We start from the raw sequence: 17,177 nt of genomic DNA on the forward strand, positions 1-17,177 counted from the left end.
CTGCTTATTCGCACCTTCCCTAGTTATGATTTAATATTTAAAGTGAGAAACTGTTGTAGAATGACGTCAGATTATATTTTTTGCGATTCGCAATAAAATGCTTTTTTCTAAAAAAGGTGTTAAGGAAAGATTAAATCATATTTATGGTGAATGTATTGATGGTGTTTATAATATATTATTTATTAGTTTTATTATGTTATAAATAAAAAACACTTCTTTAGCTATTTGTGCTGCATGGTTTTTTTGGGATTTTATGAATTTAGCCAGCATTTATAAGATTCAATGATATTAGGTGTGTGATGTATTAAATGCCCGCTAAAAGCATCAACCAGCGCTGATGAAGGGCGATGTAAAGGATGTACTAGACTTACGGTAAACGGCACTGAAACGCTAAATCGGCGGATAACGATCCCACTGCTGGCATAGTCCATCGCCGTCAGCGGATTCACAACAGAGATCCCCACGCCAGCGCGTACCATCGCGCAAATAGAGGCGGCACTATGGGTTTCAATCACCATCCGGCGTTTGACCTGGTGCTCGTTAAACAGGGTATCCAGCAGTTGGCGGTAGCTGTCGGTGCGGGACAGACTAATATAGTTTTCGCCCTGAAAATCTTGCGGTGTTAAGACCGTTTTTTCAGCCAGCGGATGCCCTTGCGGCAATACGCAAACTTCATCAAGCGAAAGTAACTCCGTGCGCTCGGTCCCGGCGGGGGTATGGACTGTTTCCGTTATCCCTAAATCATGACGCTGTGCCGACAGCCACTCCTCCAGCAGCGGAGACTCCTGCGGCACAATCTGAATATTGACCTGTGGATAGCGTGCCAGAAACGGTTGTAGCAGCGAGGGCAAAAAGGATTGTGAAAAGACCGGCAGACAGACAATTGATAACTCCCCCTGGCGGAACTCGCGCAGGCTTTCTGCGGCACTGACGATGCGGTCTAGGCCGTACCAGGAACGCTGCACTTCTTCAAATAACCGTAACCCTTGCACCGTTGGGTGCAGGCGACCACGGCTGCGCTCAAACAGCTTCAATCCCAGTACCTGCTCGAATCGCGCCAGCTCGCGGCTGACGGTCGGCTGCGAGGTATTCAGCATCCGTGCGGCTTCCGTCAGGTTGCCCGCCGTCATGATGGCGTGAAAGATTTCGATATGGCGCAGGTTAACGGCAGGCATGAGCATTCCTCGAATCAACTAGTCCATATCATTTTTGCATAGACTAACGATAAAACGATATTTTTTATTGTCTTCAGGCTGTGGCGTAATCATAAAAAACAGATACCGGAGTTTGCTATGCCACGCCCACTCAACAATACCGACACTGACCTGACCGCCGATAACCTGCTGCGCCTGCCCGCCGAATTCGGCTGTCCGGTGTGGGTTTATGATGCGCAAATCATCCGCGCGCAGATTGCTAAACTCGGCCAGTTTGACGTGGTGCGATTTGCCCAGAAGGCGTGCTCAAATATTCATATCCTGCGCCTGATGCGCGAGCAGGGCGTGAAGGTGGATTCCGTCTCATTAGGCGAGATTGAACGTGCGCTGGCGGCGGGGTTCGTGCCGGGTAACGATGAGATTGTCTTTACCGCAGATATGATTGATGGTGCGACGCTGGCGCGGGTGCACGAGCTGCAGATCCCGGTGAATGCCGGTTCGGTGGATATGCTTGAGCAGTTGGGCCAGCTGTCGCCGGGCCACCGCGTGTGGCTGCGTGTTAACCCTGGTTTTGGTCATGGGCACAGCCAGAAAACCAATACCGGCGGTGAAAATAGCAAGCACGGGATCTGGTATAGCGATCTTCCGGCGGCACTGGAAGTGATCCAGCGCTATCAGTTGAAGCTGGTCGGCATTCATATGCATATTGGTTCTGGCGTGGATTACGGTCATCTGGAGCAAGTGTGCGGTGCAATGGTGCGTCAAGTGGTGGAGTTTGGTCAGGATCTTGACGCGATCTCGGCGGGTGGTGGCTTATCGATCCCGTATCGTGAAGGGGAAGAGGCGATCAATACCGATCACTACTTTGGCCTGTGGAACGCCGCGCGTGAGCAAATTGCTAAATATCTGGGACATCCGGTGAAACTTGAGATCGAGCCTGGGCGTTTTCTGGTGGCCGAAGCGGGTGTGCTGGTGGCGCAAGTACGCAGCGTTAAAGAGATGGGTAGCCGTCACTTTGTATTGATCGACGCCGGTTTTAACGATCTGATGCGCCCGGCGATGTACGGTAGTTATCACCACATCTCAGCGCTGGCGGGTGATGGTCGTTCGTTAGAGCAGGCCGCGCAGATTGACACAGTGGTTGCCGGGCCGCTATGTGAATCCGGTGATGTATTTACCCAGCAGGAGGGCGGCAAAGTCGAAACGCGTCTGCTGCCAGCGGTTGTACCGGGCGATTATCTGGTGCTACACGATACCGGGGCGTACGGCGCGTCGATGTCGTCGAATTACAACAGCCGACCGCTGCTACCGGAAGTGCTGTTTGATAACGGCGTGGCGCGGTTGATTCGTCGTCGCCAGACCATTGATGAGCTGTTAGCGCTGGAACTTATTTGAGAGATGGGATTCCCGGCGGCGCTGCGCTTGGCCGGGTGTAGGCCGGGTGTAGGCCGGATAAGGCGGTAGCCGCCATCCGGCAATGTGCGCGGTGATGCCTGATGGCGCTACGCTTATCAGGCCTACAAATATGCACGAATGTATCCGGCACTATTCGTAAAACGGTCCCGTTGTGACCGAATCACGCAATATCAACGTGCCGGTAAATGGCGGGATAGGTTCAACGTTCTCACCGTTCGCCAGGCGGACGGCCTGGTCGATGGCCGTGGTGATCATGCTATCAATCGGCAGATAGACGGTCGACAGCCCCGGCTCCAGCCATTTGGCGCTGGGGGCATCATCAAAACCAAACAGCGATACATCCTGCGGGATCTTCAGCCCGGCCTGATGTAATGCTTTTGAGGCACCTAATGCCATATCATCGTTACAGGCAAAGAGGGCGCTGAAAATCACCCCTTCCTCCAGCAATTCACGGCAGGCCTCGAAGCCTCTCATCATCGTAGAATCACCGTATTTAACTTTCGTGGGATCCCATGGAATACCGTGCTTTTCCAGCGCCTTACGATAACCCATCAGGCGTGACTTACCGGTCGGGGTATGGTGCGGGACGGTGATACAGGCTATATCGCTATGGCCTTGTGAAATCAGGTAACTTACCGCTTGATAGGCCGCATTTTCTTGTTCAAAGAAAATTGCCCGGTCGCGGGCCTGGCTGACATCGCGATTAATGACCAGCAGCGGCATATTAATGCTATGCATCAGCGACATAATCGCTTTTTCGCTCATATAGCGGGTGTAAAGAATAATGGCGTCGCACTGGCGGTCGGCCAGCATTTGTACCGCTTCCTGTTCGCGCTCCGGCGTATCGTGGCCGTCGGTCACGATCAGCTGTTTGCCGTGGGATTCGGTTTGGCGTGAAGCCTGTTGCAGCAGACGGCCAAAGTAGAAGCCATCGAATGTGGAAACCACCAGGCCAATGCTGTTACTGGTGCGATTTGCCAGCGAACGCGCCAAAAAATTAGGGCGGTAGTCTAAGGCCTGCATGGCATTAAAGACTTTCTGGCGCGTGCTTTCTTTGACTTGACCCGTTCCGTTCAGCACACGCGAAACGGTCGCTTTTGATACGCCAGCATGACGAGAAACATCCAACATCGTTGTCATGACGCTATCCTGATTAATCCTTTGACGAAGAATTCCCTGATTCTGTCAGCGTCGAAACGGAATGTCGACGGACCAGCGTAGGGTTGAATACATGCGTTATTTCCGGTGCCGGAAGGTTGTCGGCCAACGCCAGCGCCAGTTCGGCGGCCTGGGTTGCCATCGTTACTATTGGGTAGCGTACCGTCGTCAGCCGTGGACGCACGTAGCGGGAAACCAGCACATCATCAAAACCGATCAGTGATATTTTGCCCGGTACATCGATGCCATTATCATTTAATACACCCATAGCACCTGCCGCCATTGAGTCGTTATAGCAGGCGACAGCGGTGAAGTTCTTGCCACGTCCCAGCAGTTCCGTCATCGCCTGTTCGCCGCCGCTTTCGTCCGGTTCACCGAAGGTCACCAGCCGATCGTTGACCGGGATGTTGCTTTCTGCCAGCGCATCGTAATAGCCCTGCAGACGATCTTCTGCATCAGAAATACTGTGGTTAGAACACAGGTAGCCGATGCGCGTATGCCCCTGCTGGATGAGGTGGCGGGTTGCCAGCCATGCGCCGTAACGGTCATCAAGCGCAACGCAGCGCTGTTCGAAGCCAGGCAGGATGCGATTGATAAGCACCATGCCGGGGATTTGTTTCATTAATGACGCCAGCTCCGCGTCCGGGATAATTTTTGCGTGAACCACCAGAGCCGCGCAGCGGTGGCGAATAAGTTGCTCAATCGCCTGACGTTCTTTCTGCTCGTTATGGTAGCCGTTACCAATCAGTAAAAAATTACCCGTGTTATAGGCCACCTGCTCGACAGCTTTAACCATTGCCCCGAAGAATGGATCGGACACATCACCCACCACCAGACCGACGGTCTCGGTGGATTGCTGTGCCAGCGCACGCGCATTGGCATTAGGGTGGTAGTTGAGTGATTCCATTGCACTCATCACAGCCAGGCGGGAGGCTTCGCTGGCTTTAGGAGAATGATTGATCACGCGAGAAACGGTGGCGACTGATACACCAGCGAGTTGGGCTACGTCCTTTATAGTCGCCATGATAGTACCTGTTGTGGGTAAACGCTTACATTCCGTCAGTGTTACGGAAAATGGCTGGTTGTTCAAGCAGATTGCCCATCAGGACTGCGCAAATGTGAGCGCACACGAGCGAAGTAAGACAGAAAGAGAGAATGAAAATCTTTGCTTACACTTTGCGATGACCTGTTGCGATTGTTCGCTGGCGAGGAGAAAGACAGGATTGCTAGAGTTGGGATCCCAGAGGTATTGATAGGTGAAATCAGCTTTCGGGTTGATCACAAGATTTACACCAACCTGCGCAGATGCGCAGGTTTTTTTTTGCCTTTACGCGCATCTGTAACAGTAAGCGATAATTTACACAACTGGTTGCACTTGGGTTCATTCCTTTGCGTTTTCGGACTGGCGTATCGGCCCGGTGGCGACCACAATCAAGATCCCAGAGGTATTGATTGGTGAGATTATTCGGTACGCATTTCGTACCTGTCTCTTGCACCAACCTGCGCGGATGCGCAGGTTTTTTTTCGCCTCTTTTTTCGGACTCCATTTACCTGTCGCGCCTCCCCCACAACTCGTATAATCTGCCACCATTCATCTTTAGATAATTGATGGTACAGGGAGTTGAAATGCTATTAGGGTTTTTTCGCAATGTGTTTCGCGTGCTTTTCCGCGTTCGCCTTACGGGCGATGTCAGTGCACTACGGGGAGAGCGCGTCTTAATCACTCCCAATCATGTCTCTTTTATCGACGGTATGCTGCTGGCGCTGTTTTTGCCGATTCGCCCGGTCTTTGCGGTTTATACCTCGATCAGCCAGCAATGGTACATGCGCTGGCTCACCCCGCTGATTGATTTCGTGCCGCTAGACCCCACTAAACCGATGTCAATTAAGCATCTGGTTCGCCTGGTTGAGCAGGGACGTCCGGTGGTTATTTTCCCGGAAGGCCGTATTTCGACCACCGGCTCATTGATGAAAATCTATGACGGTGCCGGATTTGTCGCGGCGAAATCGGGCGCGACGGTGGTGCCAGTGCGCATTGAGGGCGCTGAGCTGAGCTACTTTAGCCGCCTGAAAGGTTTAGTTAAACGACGTTTCTTCCCGCGTATTCAGCTACATATCCTGCCGCCTACGCAGTTACCGATGCCAGAAGCGCCGCGCGCCCGCGATCGCCGCAAGATGGCCGGTGAAATGCTGCACCAGATTATGATGGAAGCGCGCATGGCCGTACGACCGCGTGAAACGTTGTATGAGTCTCTGCTGGCGGCGAAGTACCGTTTTGGCGCAGGAAAAAACTGCATTGAAGACGTTAACTTTACCCCAGACAGCTATCGCAAACTGCTGACTAAAACGCTGTTTGTTGCCCGTATTCTGGAAAAATACAGCGTAGAAGGTGAGAAGATTGGTCTGATGCTCCCCAATGCGGGGATTAGCGCGGCTGTGATTTTTGGCGCTATTGCCCGTCGACGTATTCCGGCCATGATGAACTACACGGCGGGCGTAAAAGGGCTGACCAGCGCTATTACCGCCTCCGAAATCAAAACGATTTTTACCTCCCGCCAATTTCTCGACAAAGGCAAACTCTGGCATCTGCCGGAACAGCTTACCCAGGTGCGCTGGGTGTACCTGGAAGATTTAAAAGCCGATGTTACCTTTAACGATAAAGTGTGGATTTTCTCTCATCTGCTGATGCCGCACCTGGCTCAGGTGAAGCAGCAGCCTGAAGAAGCTGCGGTGATCCTCTTTACCTCCGGCTCTGAGGGCCATCCGAAAGGTGTGGTGCACAGCCACAAAAGCATTCTGGCGAACGTCGAGCAAATTAAAACCATTGCCGACTTCACCGCCGACGATCGCTTTATGTCGGCGCTGCCGTTGTTCCACTCTTTTGGCCTGACGGTGGGGCTGTTTACGCCGCTCCTGACCGGTGCCGAAGTCTTTCTCTATCCCAGCCCACTGCATTATCGCATTGTGCCGGAGCTGGTGTATGACCGAAACTGCACCGTGCTGTTTGGCACCTCGACGTTCCTCGGCAACTACGCGCGCTTTGCCCATCCTTATGATTTCCACCGCCTGCGCTACGTGGTAGCGGGAGCTGAAAAGCTGCAGGACACCACAAAGCAACTGTGGCAGGAGAAGTTTGGGTTGCGTGTGCTTGAAGGTTATGGCGTGACGGAATGTGCGCCGGTGGTGTCGATTAACGTGCCGATGGCGGCAAAATCAGGCACGGTAGGGCGTATTCTGCCCGGTATGGATGCCCGACTGCTGGCGGTTCCAGGCATTGAAGACGGCGGACGTTTGCAGTTGAAAGGTCCGAACATTATGAGCGGCTATTTGCGCGTTGAAAACCCGGGTGTACTGGAAGTGCCGACGGCAGAAAATGCACAGGGCGAGGTTGAGCGCGGCTGGTATGACACCGGTGACATTGTGCGTTTTGACGAGAACGGCTTTGTGCAGATTCAGGGGCGCGCCAAGCGCTTTGCGAAAATTGCTGGTGAGATGGTATCGCTGGAAATGGTGGAGCAGCTGGCGCTGGCGGTCTCTGCTGACAAAATGCACGCCACGGCTATCAAGAGTGATGCCAGCAAAGGTGAGGCGCTGGTATTGTTCACCACTGACAGCGAGCTGACGCGTGAAAAACTGCTGCAGCATGCGCGGGCCCACGGCATCCCTGAGCTCGCCGTGCCGCGTGATATTCGCCACCTGAAGCAACTCCCTCTCCTCGGCAGCGGTAAGCCGGACTTTGTAACGCTGAAAAGCTGGGTTGATGAACCGGAACAACAACATGCGTGAGTCAGTACACACTAACACTTCAATCTGGTCCAAAGGGATGATGTCCGTTATCGCCGCGCAGTTTCTGTCGGCGTTTGGCGATAACGCGCTGCTGTTTGCCACCCTGGCGTTGCTGAAAGAGCAATTCTATCCGGACTGGAGCCAGCCGATCCTGCAAATGGTGTTTGTGGGTGCTTACATTCTTTTCGCCCCTTTTGTCGGGCAGGTGGCGGACAGCTTTGCCAAAGGCAGAGTGATGATGTTCGCCAACGGTCTCAAACTGCTGGGGGCGGCAAGTATTTGCTTCGGTGTTAACCCTTTTCTGGGGTACACGCTAGTGGGCGTTGGCGCGGCGGCGTATTCACCGGCCAAGTATGGCATTCTCGGGGAACTGACCACCGGCGATAAACTGGTGAAAGCTAACGGTCTGATGGAAGCCTCAACCATCGCTGCTATTCTGCTGGGCTCGGTGGCTGGCGGTGTGCTGGCCGACTGGCATGTGATAGCCGCGCTCTCGGTTTGCGCGCTGGCCTATGCGGGTGCGGTGGTGGCGAACCTGTCTATCCCGAAACTGGCCGCCGCGCGTCCTGGTCAGTCGTGGCATCTGGGGAAAATGACGCGCAGCTTCTTCTGCGCGGCGTCTTCGCTGTGGCGCAACGGTGAAACGCGCTTCTCGTTGGTGGGAACCAGTCTGTTTTGGGGCGCGGGGGTGACGCTGCGTTTTCTGCTGGTACTGTGGGTGCCGGTAGTGTTGGGTATTACCGATAACGCCACACCGACCTATCTCAACGCGATGGTGGCAATTGGGATTGTTGTTGGCGCGGGTGCTGCGGCGAAGCTGGTCACGCTGGAGACAGTGTCTCGCTGTATGCCAGCGGGGATCCTGATTGGCGTCGGCGTACTGTTCTTATCTCTGCAGCATGCGCTGTTGCCGTCCTATGGGCTGCTGATGCTTATTGGTGTGCTGGGCGGTTTCTTTGTTGTGCCGCTGAATGCGCTCCTACAAGAGCGAGGCAAAAAAAGCGTCGGCGCGGGTAATGCCATCGCGGTGCAAAATCTGGGTGAAAACAGCGCCATGCTGCTGATGCTCGGTATTTACTCGCTGGCGGTGCTGGTGGGCATTCCGGCAGTTGCTATCGGAATTGGCTTTGGCGGGCTGTTCGCGCTGGCGATTACGGCGCTGTGGATCTGGCAACGTCGCCATTAGCCTGTTACGTGCTGTTGCCGGATGGCGGCGTTGCCTTATCCGGCCTACAGTACGGCTTGTTTTTGTAGGCCTGATAAGCGTAGCGCCATCAGGCACTACACGTTACGGTGCAGGATAGGTATAAACCTGATGCACCGCTTCAATCTCTGCCAGTACCTCTTCGCTTAACGTCAGATGCAAACTTTCGACATTGGTTTTTAGCTGCTCCATTGTTGTCGCCCCCAGCAGGGTGCTGGCGACAAACGGCTGGCGACGCACAAAGGCCAGTGCCATCTGCGCCGGGTCCAGATTATGGCGTTTGGCGATATCTACGTAGGCGGCGACGGCTTTTTGCGTCTGTTCGCCGCTGTAGCGCGTGAAGCGACTAAACAGCGTATGGCGTGCGCCGGCAGGCTGTGCGCCGTTCAGGTACTTACCGGTTAATGTGCCAAAGCCCAGGCTCGAGTAGGCCAGCAGTTCAATGCCTTCGTACTGGCTGACTTCCGCTAATCCCACTTCAAAGCTACGGTTCAGCAGGCTGTAGGGGTTCTGGATAGTAACAATGCGCGGCAGGTCGTGTTTGTCCGCCAGGTGTAAATAGCGCATGACGCCAAATGCGGTTTCGTTGGACACGCCGATATAGCGAATTTTCCCGGCGCGCTGAAATTCAGTTAGCGCTTCCAACGTTTCCAGCAGGGTGACTACCGGAGCGGAGTCTGTCCAGCTGTAGCCCAGCTTGCCAAAGCAATTGGTTGGGCGCTGTGGCCAGTGAACCTGATACAGGTCCAGATAATCGGTTTGCAGGCGTTTGAGGCTGTCGTTCAGTGCCTGGCGAATGTTTTTACGATCCAGCGCCTGATTCGGGCGAATACCGCTGTCATTATTACGCGACGGCCCGCTGACCTTCGAGGCGACGATCAGTTTTTCACGGCTGCCGTGTTTAGCGAGCCAGTTGCCGACGTAGGTTTCCGTGAGGCCCTGGGTTTCCGGGCGTGGCGGGACCGGATACATCTCGGCAACGTCGATTAAATTGATGCCTTGTGCTACGGCATAGTCAAGCTGTGCGTGTGCGTCGGCTTCGCTGTTTTGTTCACCAAACGTCATTGTGCCCAGCCCCAGTGTACTGACTTCCAGCGAGCTGTGGGGTATACGGTGATATTGCATAGCCGTTTCCTTTTTATAATCACAACATAAGGATTATAAAAATGGCTGAGGGAAGGGAAAAAGGGAAGCAAAATTGTTAAGGCCAGCAGCGAGGCTGACCTCAACCATCAACGCTCAATGATTTGAGATACGTCGTCGCGGTTAATCTGCATCGCATTGCCTTGCTGGTCGTGATAGCTCACCAGACCGGTATCATCATCAATTTCGGGTTTACCGTCGGTCAGGATCATCCGACCATCTTTGGTCGCCATCACATAATCACTGCTGCATCCAGAAACGGCGAAAGCCAATCCTACCGCGGAAATTAAAACTGCCCATTTTTTCATCTATTTATCCTCACGTGGCCTGCGTCTGACACTAGTTTAGTAATAACGCGAAGTTATGCCGGGCGAAAGCAGTAAAATCTTAATCTGTGAGAAGAAAAGGTGATGTGGGTCGTCGCTCCCCTTGCAGGAGAGCGACTGATGGGGTCAGAGCGGGTTCTTTTTATTGCGCAACAGGTTCAAGGTCTCTACACCGATAGAGAAGAACATGGCGAAATAAATGTACCCTTTCGGCACATGCACATCGAAACTTTCCAGAATCAGCGTGAAGCCGACCAGGATCAGGAAAGAGAGTGCCAGCATTTTTACCGAGGGATGGCGATCCACAAATTCACCAATCGGGCGTGCCGCAAACATCATCACGCCGACGGCAATAACTACCGCCGCCATCATGATAAACAGATGATCGGACAAGCCTACTGCGGTGATGACGGAGTCCAGGCTGAAGATAATGTCTAACAACATGATCTGCACAATTGCCCCGAGGAACGAGGATACGCGTGTTTTCAGCCCTTCTTCTTCACCTTCTATAGACTCATGAATCTCCTTACTGGCTTTCCAGATCAGGAACAATCCACCAAGCAGAAGGATCAGGTCACGCGCTGAGATCGCCTCGCCAAACACCTCAAACAGCGGGTTGGTCAGACGCGTGACCCAGGCGATAGACGCCAGTAGTGCCAGACGCATGATCATCGCTGCCGCCAGCCCGATACGTCGGGCATGACTGCGTTGTGCGGTCGGGAGTTTAGCAACGACCAAAGAAAGGAAAATAATATTGTCGATCCCCAGAACGATCTCCAGCAGCGTCAGCGTACCGAGCGCCAGCCAGGCGTTAGGATCGGTTATCCATGCAAATAACATCGAACAAAGTCCTGCCAAAAAAAAGAAGCGCTAATTATAGGCGCGTAACGCGGCGGGCGAAAGGCCGGGCTGTGCCTATTACGTCTGGAATAAAAAATGACGCTCCAGCAGCGCGCGCGTGAAGTTCTTTTTTAGATAAAAACCGCGTGGCAGGGTCAGAATTGGCTCACCATTCGCGCCAATGGCTTCGGTTAGCGCTTTCGCATTGGCGGCTTTTGGGCGTAGCTGTAACACTTCCCCATGGCGGGCGGTGATGCGTTCGACGTGGCCCAGCACAATCATGTCCATCAATTCTTCCCAGTCCAGGCGTAATTGCCGGTCTTCTTCTTCATTCGGACTCCATAACAGCGGGGATCCTACGCGACGTTGGGCTAACGGGATGCTGCGTTCCCCTTCCACCGGCACCCACAGCACACGTTTAAGTTTATGGCGGACATGGCTGGTTTCCCATGTTACGCCGGTATTGCCGGTTAATGGTGCTACGCAAACGAAGGTGGTTTCCAGCGGTCTGCCAAGACTGTCCACAGGGATCGTTTTCAGCTCTACGCCTAGCGCCGCAAAATCCTGCTCCGGCTTGCTGCCCGCGCTGGCGCCGAGCCAGATCTCCAGCAGTACGCCGATCCAGCCTTTGTCCCGTTTCAAATCGTTGGGGGTTACAATCCCCGCCATTGCCGCCAGCTCCCCTAACGTGTAGCCCGAAAGCCGCCGTGCCTGGGCAAGCAGCATGGCTTCGGATTCAGGGGGAGAAAGCAGTGGCTGGAGTTCTGACATTGAGTTAACCCTTAGGCGAAAAAATGAGCAATGATTTTATACCGAGTGGACAGAGTTTATCTTTTTCCACAAGCTTTACTCAATTATCTGATTTATATTGATTTTTAAATTTCATAATCAAGAGTTGCGCAACAACCGATGAGGTTTTCCAATTCTGGTCACTGACAATGAACAGGATCTTACACCATGTTATCCACAGAAAGATGGGATAACTGTGAAAAACCCCCACTACTGTTTCAATTTACAGCCTTGACGTGCGACGAAAATCGAATTTTCACACAAATTGTGCCTAACTTATTGGCACAATCTGTGGATAAAACCAACGCTGGTTGATCTTTCATCAGCTCGAGGATCGTATGCGTGATGTACATCACGTTTCTGTGCGTTAGGTGACAATATTTGATGTTAACTCAATGAATATAGACGACTAATTTTTATATGTGACAAAGGTCATATTCAGACTGTTCCGGGTTTTCCCATAGTAATTCCGTACTTCTTCACAACTATATCCACAGAAAAGGTGAATAAAATCGCCTAACTCAGCCTACCTCTGTTTATAACTCAGTCCTTTGCTGTGAGTTATTCAATTGTTATTAGAGTCTCGTGTGCTTAACACAGTGGTTTACCGCCTCTCAGGAGTGTGAAACAATCGTTTATATATAAGGTTTATGTTGAGGTAGTCCGGTGATTGATGACGATGGCTACCGCCCGAATGTAGGAATAGTAATTTGTAACCGCCAGGGGCAGGTCATGTGGGCCCGGCGATTTGGTCAGCACTCCTGGCAATTCCCGCAAGGTGGGATAAACGCGGGAGAGACAGCAGAGCAGGCGATGTACCGGGAACTGTTTGAAGAAGTGGGCCTCAGTCGTAAAGATGTGCGGATCCTGGCTTCTACTCGTAACTGGTTGCGTTACAAGTTACCGAAACGTTTGGTGCGTTGGGACACGAAGCCGGTTTGTATCGGCCAGAAACAAAAATGGTTCCTTCTGCAATTGGTAAGCAGCGATGCTGAGATCAATATGCAAACCAGCAGCACGCCCGAGTTCGATGGCTGGCGTTGGGTGAGTTACTGGTATCCGGTTCGACAGGTAGTGTCATTTAAACGCGATGTCTATCGCAGGGTGATGAAAGAATTCGCAAGTGTTGTGATGGCGCTTCAGGAGAGTACCCCAAAGCCGCAAAGCGCACCTGCGTACAGACGTAAAAGAGGTTAAGCTACGCAAATTATGCTCACCCGCCTGCGCGAAATAGTCGAAAAGGTGGCCAGTGCTCCGCGTCTTAATGAGGCGCTGAATATTCTGGTTACCGACATCTGTCTTGCGATGGATACAGAGGTCTGTTCGGTTTATCTGGCCGATCACGACCGACGTTGTTATTACCTGATGGCGACCCGGGGACTCAAAAAACCACGCGGTCGCACCGTTGCGCTTGCGTTTGATGAAGGTATCGTTGGCCTGGTTGGCAGGCTGGCGGAACCAATTAACCTCGCAGATGCGCAAAAACACCCCAGCTTCAAATACATCCCTTCAGTAAAAGAAGAGCGATTCCGCGCCTTCTTAGGCGTGCCGATCATTCAGCGCCGCCAGCTATTGGGTGTGCTGGTGGTCCAGCAGCGTGAACTGCGCCAGTACGATGAAAGCGAAGAGTCATTCCTGGTGACACTCGCCACGCAAATGGCCGCCATTCTTTCTCAGTCGCAGCTCACCGCGTTGTTTGGTCAATACCGGCAAACGCGCATTCGTGCGTTGCCTGCCGCACCCGGCGTGGCGATTGCCGAAGGCTGGCAGGATGCCACGCTGCCGCTGATGGAGCAGGTGTATCAGGCGTCAACGCTGGATCCGGTACTAGAACGCGAACGACTGACTGAGGCGCTGGAAGAAGCCGCCAATGAATTCCGCCGCTACAGTAAGCGCTTTACGGCGGGAGCACAAAAAGAGACGGCGGCGATCTTCGATCTTTACTCGCACCTGCTTTCCGATACCCGTCTGCGCCGCGAGCTGTTTGCAGAAGTGGACAACGGTTCGGTGGCGGAGTGGGCGGTTAAAACGATTATCGAGAAGTTCGCTGAACAGTTTGCCGCCCTCAGTGATAACTATCTCAAAGAGCGGGCCGGGGATTTACGTGCGCTCGGCCAGCGTCTGCTGTTCCATCTTGACGATTCGATTCAGGGGCCAAATGCCTGGCCGGAACGTTTCGTGTTGGTGGCAGATGAGCTTTCCGCGACCACGCTGGCAGAGCTTCCGCAGGACCGACTAGTTGGTGTGGTGGTCAGAGACGGCGCTGCCAACTCCCATGCGGCAATTATGGTGCGCGCGCTGGGTATTCCGACTGTGATGGGGGCCGACATCCAGCCGTCGGTACTCCACCGCCGTACGCTGGTGGTGGACGGTTATCGCGGCGAGCTGCTGGTTGATCCTGAACCGGTTTTGATTCAGGAATATCAGCGACTTATCAGTGAAGAGATTGAACTCAGTCGCCTGGCAGAAGATGACGTTAACCAGCCAGCCCAGTTGAAAAGCGGCGAGCGCGTTAAGGTGATGCTCAACGCCGGGCTGAGTCCGGAACACGAGCAAAAACTGGGAAGCCGGATCGACGGCATCGGGCTGTATCGCACCGAAATTCCGTTCATGCTACAAAGCGGGTTTCCGTCAGAAGAAGAACAGGTTGCCCAGTATCAGGGCATGCTGCAAATGTTTAACGACAAGCCGGTGACTCTGCGTACGCTGGACGTCGGGGCTGATAAGCAACTGCCTTACATGCCCATCAGTGAAGAGAATCCGTGCCTTGGCTGGCGCGGGATCCGCATTACGCTCGATCAGCCGGAGATCTTTTTGATCCAGGTCCGCGCAATGCTGCGTGCCAACGCGGCAACCGGCAACCTGAGTATTTTGCTGCCGATGGTCACCAGTATTGATGAAGTTGACGAAGCGCGGCGCTTGATTGAGCGCGCCGGGCGCGAAGTGGAAGAGATGATCGGCTACGCGATCCCGAAACCTCGTATCGGCATCATGCTGGAAGTCCCGTCGATGGTCTTTATGCTGCCGCATCTGGCGAACAGGGTCGATTTTATCTCGGTGGGTACCAACGATCTGACCCAATATATTCTGGCAGTCGATCGTAACAATACGCGGGTCGCCAGCATTTATGACAGCCTGCATCCTGGGATGTTACGTGCGTTGGCGATGATTGCCCAGGAAGCCGAGAGAAGCGGCATCGATTTACGCCTGTGCGGCGAAATGGCGGGTGACCCAATGTGTGTGACCATTTTAATCGGTCTGGGTTTTCGCCACTTATCAATGAACGGTCGTTCTGTGGCACGAGTGAAATATCTGCTGCGCCACATAGATTTTGATGAAGCGCAAACGCTGGCACAGCGCAGCCTGGAAGCGCAACTGGCGACGGAAGTGCGCCATCAGGTGGCGGCATTTATGGAACGCCGCGGTATGGGAGGTTTGATTCGCGGGGGGCTGTAAGTCTGAATTGTCGGCCTGATCATCACTGTTTCATCTGGCATCCCTGTTGGTGTCTGGCTTACCTATACAGATCTTTTACATCTTCCCGGCATGCGTGGTGATCCCCTTGTGCTATCATTCGCACCTTCGGAGCGCCTGTATCATACAGGCGCGCTTATCAATTGCTGTCTGACTTCAGCGAAATAACAAGAACTTGTGGTGACAGATGACCAGTAGCTATCTGCATTTTCCGGAATTCGATCCGGTCATTTTCTCAATTGGACCCGTCGCACTTCACTGGTACGGCATGATGTATTTGGTGGGGTTTATTTTCGCGATGTGGCTGGCGACGCGCCGCGCTAATCGCCCAGGAAGTGGCTGGACCAAAAACGAAGTTGAAAACTTACTCTATGCAGGCTTCCTCGGGGTGTTCCTCGGTGGGCGTATCGGTTACGTACTGTTCTACAACTTCCCTCTGTTCCTTGATAATCCGCTGTATCTGTTCCGCGTCTGGGATGGCGGAATGTCATTCCACGGTGGTCTCATCGGTGTGATCCTGGTGATGATTATCTTCGCCAAACGCACCAAGCGTTCGTTCTTCCAGGTCTCTGACTTCATTGCTCCTTTGATTCCGTTTGGTCTGGGCGCGGGACGACTGGGCAACTTTATCAACGGCGAACTGTGGGGACGCGTTGACCCGAACTTCTCATATAGCATGTTGTTCCCGGGGTCGCGTACCGAAGACATCTTACTGCTGCAAACCAACCCGCAGTGGCAATCTATTTTCGATACCTACGGTTCGCTGCCTCGTCACGCGTCTCAGCTTTATGAGATGGCGTTGGAAGGCGTGGTGCTGTTTATCATTCTTAACCTGTTCATTCGTAAACCGCGTCCGATGGGCTCGGTCTCCGGTCTGTTCCTGATTGGCTACGGCGCGTTTCGTATCATCGTTGAATTTTTCCGCCAGCCGGATCAGCAGTTTACCGGCGAATGGGTACAGTACATCAGCATGGGGCAGATCCTGTCTATCCCGATGATTGTCGCCGGTATCATTATGATGGTTTGGGCGTACCGCCGCAGCCCACAGCAACACGCTTCCTGAGGAATCATGAAACAGTATTTAGAACTGATGCAAAAAGTGCTGGATGAAGGCACACAGAAAAACGACCGTACCGGAACCGGAACGCTTTCCATTTTTGGTCATCAGATGCGTTTTAATCTGCAGGAAGGATTCCCGCTGGTTACCACTAAACGCTGCCATTTGCGCTCTATCATTCATGAACTGCTGTGGTTTTTGCAGGGCGACACTAACGTGGCCTACCTGCACGAAAACAACGTTTCTATCTGGGATGAGTGGGCAGATGAAAACGGCGATCTGGGCCCGGTCTATGGTAAACAGTGGCGCGCGTGGCCAACGCCAGATGGCCGCCATATTGATCAGATCACCACGGTGCTTAACCAGTTGAAGAATGATCCGGACTCTCGCCGTATTATCGTTTCTGCGTGGAACGTAGGCGAACTGGATAAGATGGCGCTGGCGCCGTGCCATGCGTTCTTCCAGTTCTATGTGGCAGACGGCAAGCTCTCCTGTCAGCTGTATCAGCGTTCGTGCGATGTGTTCCTCGGCCTGCCGTTTAACATTGCCAGCTATGCTTTGCTGGTCCATATGATGGCGCAGCAGTGCAATCTGGAAGTCGGTGATTTTGTCTGGACCGGCGGCGATACGCACCTGTACAGCAACCACATGGAGCAAACGCACCTGCAGCTCAGCCGCGAACCGCGTGCCTTGCCGAAGCTGGTCATCAAGCGTAAGCCTGACTCTATCTTCGACTATCGTTTCGATGATTTCGAGATTGAAGGTTACGATCCGCACCCTGGTATTAAAGCGCCGGTTGCTATCTAATCGACCGCTACCCTGCCACGACC

Annotated in this window: 14 protein-coding genes; 7 read left to right on the forward strand and 7 right to left on the reverse strand. The window is 53.3% G+C overall.

Translation table 11 applies throughout. The features are described from left to right. Positions 1–251 precede the first annotated feature (251 nt). The gene (locus FDW95_RS06880; RefSeq protein ID WP_115257562.1) at positions 252–1,175 is read right to left on the reverse strand and encodes a LysR family transcriptional regulator; all 924 of its coding nucleotides are present in this window, start codon (positions 1,173–1,175) and stop codon (positions 252–254) included. Between the two features lie 117 nt (positions 1,176–1,292). On the opposite strand from FDW95_RS06880, the gene lysA reads away from it, so the two are divergent. Next, positions 1,293–2,549 (forward strand): diaminopimelate decarboxylase, encoded by a 1,257-nt coding sequence (lysA, locus tag FDW95_RS06885; RefSeq protein WP_115257563.1) that lies wholly within the window; start codon positions 1,293–1,295, stop codon positions 2,547–2,549. 150 nt (positions 2,550–2,699) lie between these two features. Here lysA and FDW95_RS06890 read toward each other — a convergent pair whose 3' ends face one another. Next, positions 2,700–3,710 (reverse strand): LacI family DNA-binding transcriptional regulator, encoded by a 1,011-nt coding sequence (locus FDW95_RS06890; protein ID WP_115257564.1) that lies wholly within the window; start codon positions 3,708–3,710, stop codon positions 2,700–2,702. 13 nt (positions 3,711–3,723) lie between these two features. Beyond that, on the reverse strand, positions 3,724–4,752 hold the full coding sequence (galR, locus tag FDW95_RS06895) for an HTH-type transcriptional regulator GalR (RefSeq protein WP_115257565.1): 1,029 nt from the start codon (positions 4,750–4,752) through the stop codon (positions 3,724–3,726). 602 nt (positions 4,753–5,354) lie between these two features. On the opposite strand from galR, the gene aas reads away from it, so the two are divergent. After that, positions 5,355–7,514, forward strand: a complete 2,160-nt coding sequence (gene aas / locus FDW95_RS06905) for a bifunctional acyl-ACP--phospholipid O-acyltransferase/long-chain-fatty-acid--ACP ligase (RefSeq protein WP_115257566.1) — start codon at positions 5,355–5,357, stop codon at positions 7,512–7,514. Further along, entirely contained in the window at positions 7,507–8,700 is a 1,194-nt protein-coding gene (gene lplT, locus FDW95_RS06910; protein WP_115257567.1) for a lysophospholipid transporter LplT, read from the forward strand. Before aas ends, lplT begins: the two co-directional genes overlap by 8 nt. 102 nt (positions 8,701–8,802) lie before the next feature. On the opposite strand, the gene FDW95_RS06915 is transcribed toward lplT, so the two are convergent. The 4 genes from FDW95_RS06915 to mutH all read right to left on the reverse strand — a co-directional run bounded on the left by FDW95_RS06915 (position 8,803) and on the right by mutH (position 11,798). Continuing rightward, complete coding sequence (locus FDW95_RS06915; protein WP_115257568.1) at positions 8,803–9,843, reverse strand: NADP(H)-dependent aldo-keto reductase; 1,041 nt, start codon at positions 9,841–9,843, stop codon at positions 8,803–8,805. A 107-nt stretch (positions 9,844–9,950) separates the two neighbouring features. After that, complete coding sequence (gene ygdR / locus FDW95_RS06920; RefSeq protein WP_000758660.1) at positions 9,951–10,169, reverse strand: lipoprotein YgdR; 219 nt, start codon at positions 10,167–10,169, stop codon at positions 9,951–9,953. 144 nt (positions 10,170–10,313) lie between these two features. Then, entirely contained in the window at positions 10,314–11,027 is a 714-nt protein-coding gene (locus FDW95_RS06925) for a TerC family protein (RefSeq protein ID WP_096755846.1), read from the reverse strand. 78 nt (positions 11,028–11,105) lie between these two features. Next, positions 11,106–11,798: a DNA mismatch repair endonuclease MutH gene (mutH, locus tag FDW95_RS06930; protein ID WP_115257569.1), complete on the reverse strand. Its 693-nt coding sequence runs from the start codon at positions 11,796–11,798 to the stop codon at positions 11,106–11,108. Between the two features lie 684 nt (positions 11,799–12,482). Here mutH and rppH point away from each other — a divergent pair. From rppH to thyA, 4 genes are all read left to right on the forward strand, one after another. Next, positions 12,483–13,013 (forward strand): RNA pyrophosphohydrolase, encoded by a 531-nt coding sequence (gene rppH / locus FDW95_RS06935; RefSeq protein WP_003825602.1) that lies wholly within the window; start codon positions 12,483–12,485, stop codon positions 13,011–13,013. Positions 13,014–13,025: 12 nt separating this feature from the next. Further along, the gene (gene ptsP, locus FDW95_RS06940) at positions 13,026–15,272 is read left to right on the forward strand and encodes a phosphoenolpyruvate--protein phosphotransferase (protein WP_115257570.1); all 2,247 of its coding nucleotides are present in this window, start codon (positions 13,026–13,028) and stop codon (positions 15,270–15,272) included. Between the two features lie 205 nt (positions 15,273–15,477). Continuing rightward, entirely contained in the window at positions 15,478–16,353 is an 876-nt protein-coding gene (gene lgt / locus FDW95_RS06945) for a prolipoprotein diacylglyceryl transferase (RefSeq protein WP_115257571.1), read from the forward strand. Between the two features lie 6 nt (positions 16,354–16,359). Further along, positions 16,360–17,154: a thymidylate synthase gene (thyA, locus tag FDW95_RS06950; RefSeq protein WP_115257572.1), complete on the forward strand. Its 795-nt coding sequence runs from the start codon at positions 16,360–16,362 to the stop codon at positions 17,152–17,154. Positions 17,155–17,177 lie beyond the last annotated feature (23 nt).

It is taken from the genome of Citrobacter sp. wls718 (genome assembly GCF_005280945.1).
Classification (GTDB): domain Bacteria; phylum Pseudomonadota; class Gammaproteobacteria; order Enterobacterales; family Enterobacteriaceae; genus Citrobacter; species Citrobacter gillenii.

Coding starts and splice junctions, on each gene's coding strand:
- thyA (WP_115257572.1), top strand. CDS start 16,360: ATGAAACAGTATTTAGAACTGATGCAAAAAGTGCTGGATGAAGGCACA.
- ptsP (WP_115257570.1), top strand. CDS start 13,026: ATGCTCACCCGCCTGCGCGAAATAGTCGAAAAGGTGGCCAGTGCTCCG.
- mutH (WP_115257569.1), bottom strand. CDS start 11,798: ATGTCAGAACTCCAGCCACTGCTTTCTCCCCCTGAATCCGAAGCCATG.
- FDW95_RS06915 (WP_115257568.1), bottom strand. CDS start 9,843: ATGCAATATCACCGTATACCCCACAGCTCGCTGGAAGTCAGTACACTG.
- FDW95_RS06925 (WP_096755846.1), bottom strand. CDS start 11,027: ATGTTATTTGCATGGATAACCGATCCTAACGCCTGGCTGGCGCTCGGT.
- galR (WP_115257565.1), bottom strand. CDS start 4,752: ATGGCGACTATAAAGGACGTAGCCCAACTCGCTGGTGTATCAGTCGCC.
- lgt (WP_115257571.1), top strand. CDS start 15,478: ATGACCAGTAGCTATCTGCATTTTCCGGAATTCGATCCGGTCATTTTC.
- FDW95_RS06880 (WP_115257562.1), bottom strand. CDS start 1,175: ATGCCTGCCGTTAACCTGCGCCATATCGAAATCTTTCACGCCATCATG.
- lplT (WP_115257567.1), top strand. CDS start 7,507: ATGCGTGAGTCAGTACACACTAACACTTCAATCTGGTCCAAAGGGATG.
- lysA (WP_115257563.1), top strand. CDS start 1,293: ATGCCACGCCCACTCAACAATACCGACACTGACCTGACCGCCGATAAC.
- aas (WP_115257566.1), top strand. CDS start 5,355: ATGCTATTAGGGTTTTTTCGCAATGTGTTTCGCGTGCTTTTCCGCGTT.
- FDW95_RS06890 (WP_115257564.1), bottom strand. CDS start 3,710: ATGACAACGATGTTGGATGTTTCTCGTCATGCTGGCGTATCAAAAGCG.
- ygdR (WP_000758660.1), bottom strand. CDS start 10,169: ATGAAAAAATGGGCAGTTTTAATTTCCGCGGTAGGATTGGCTTTCGCC.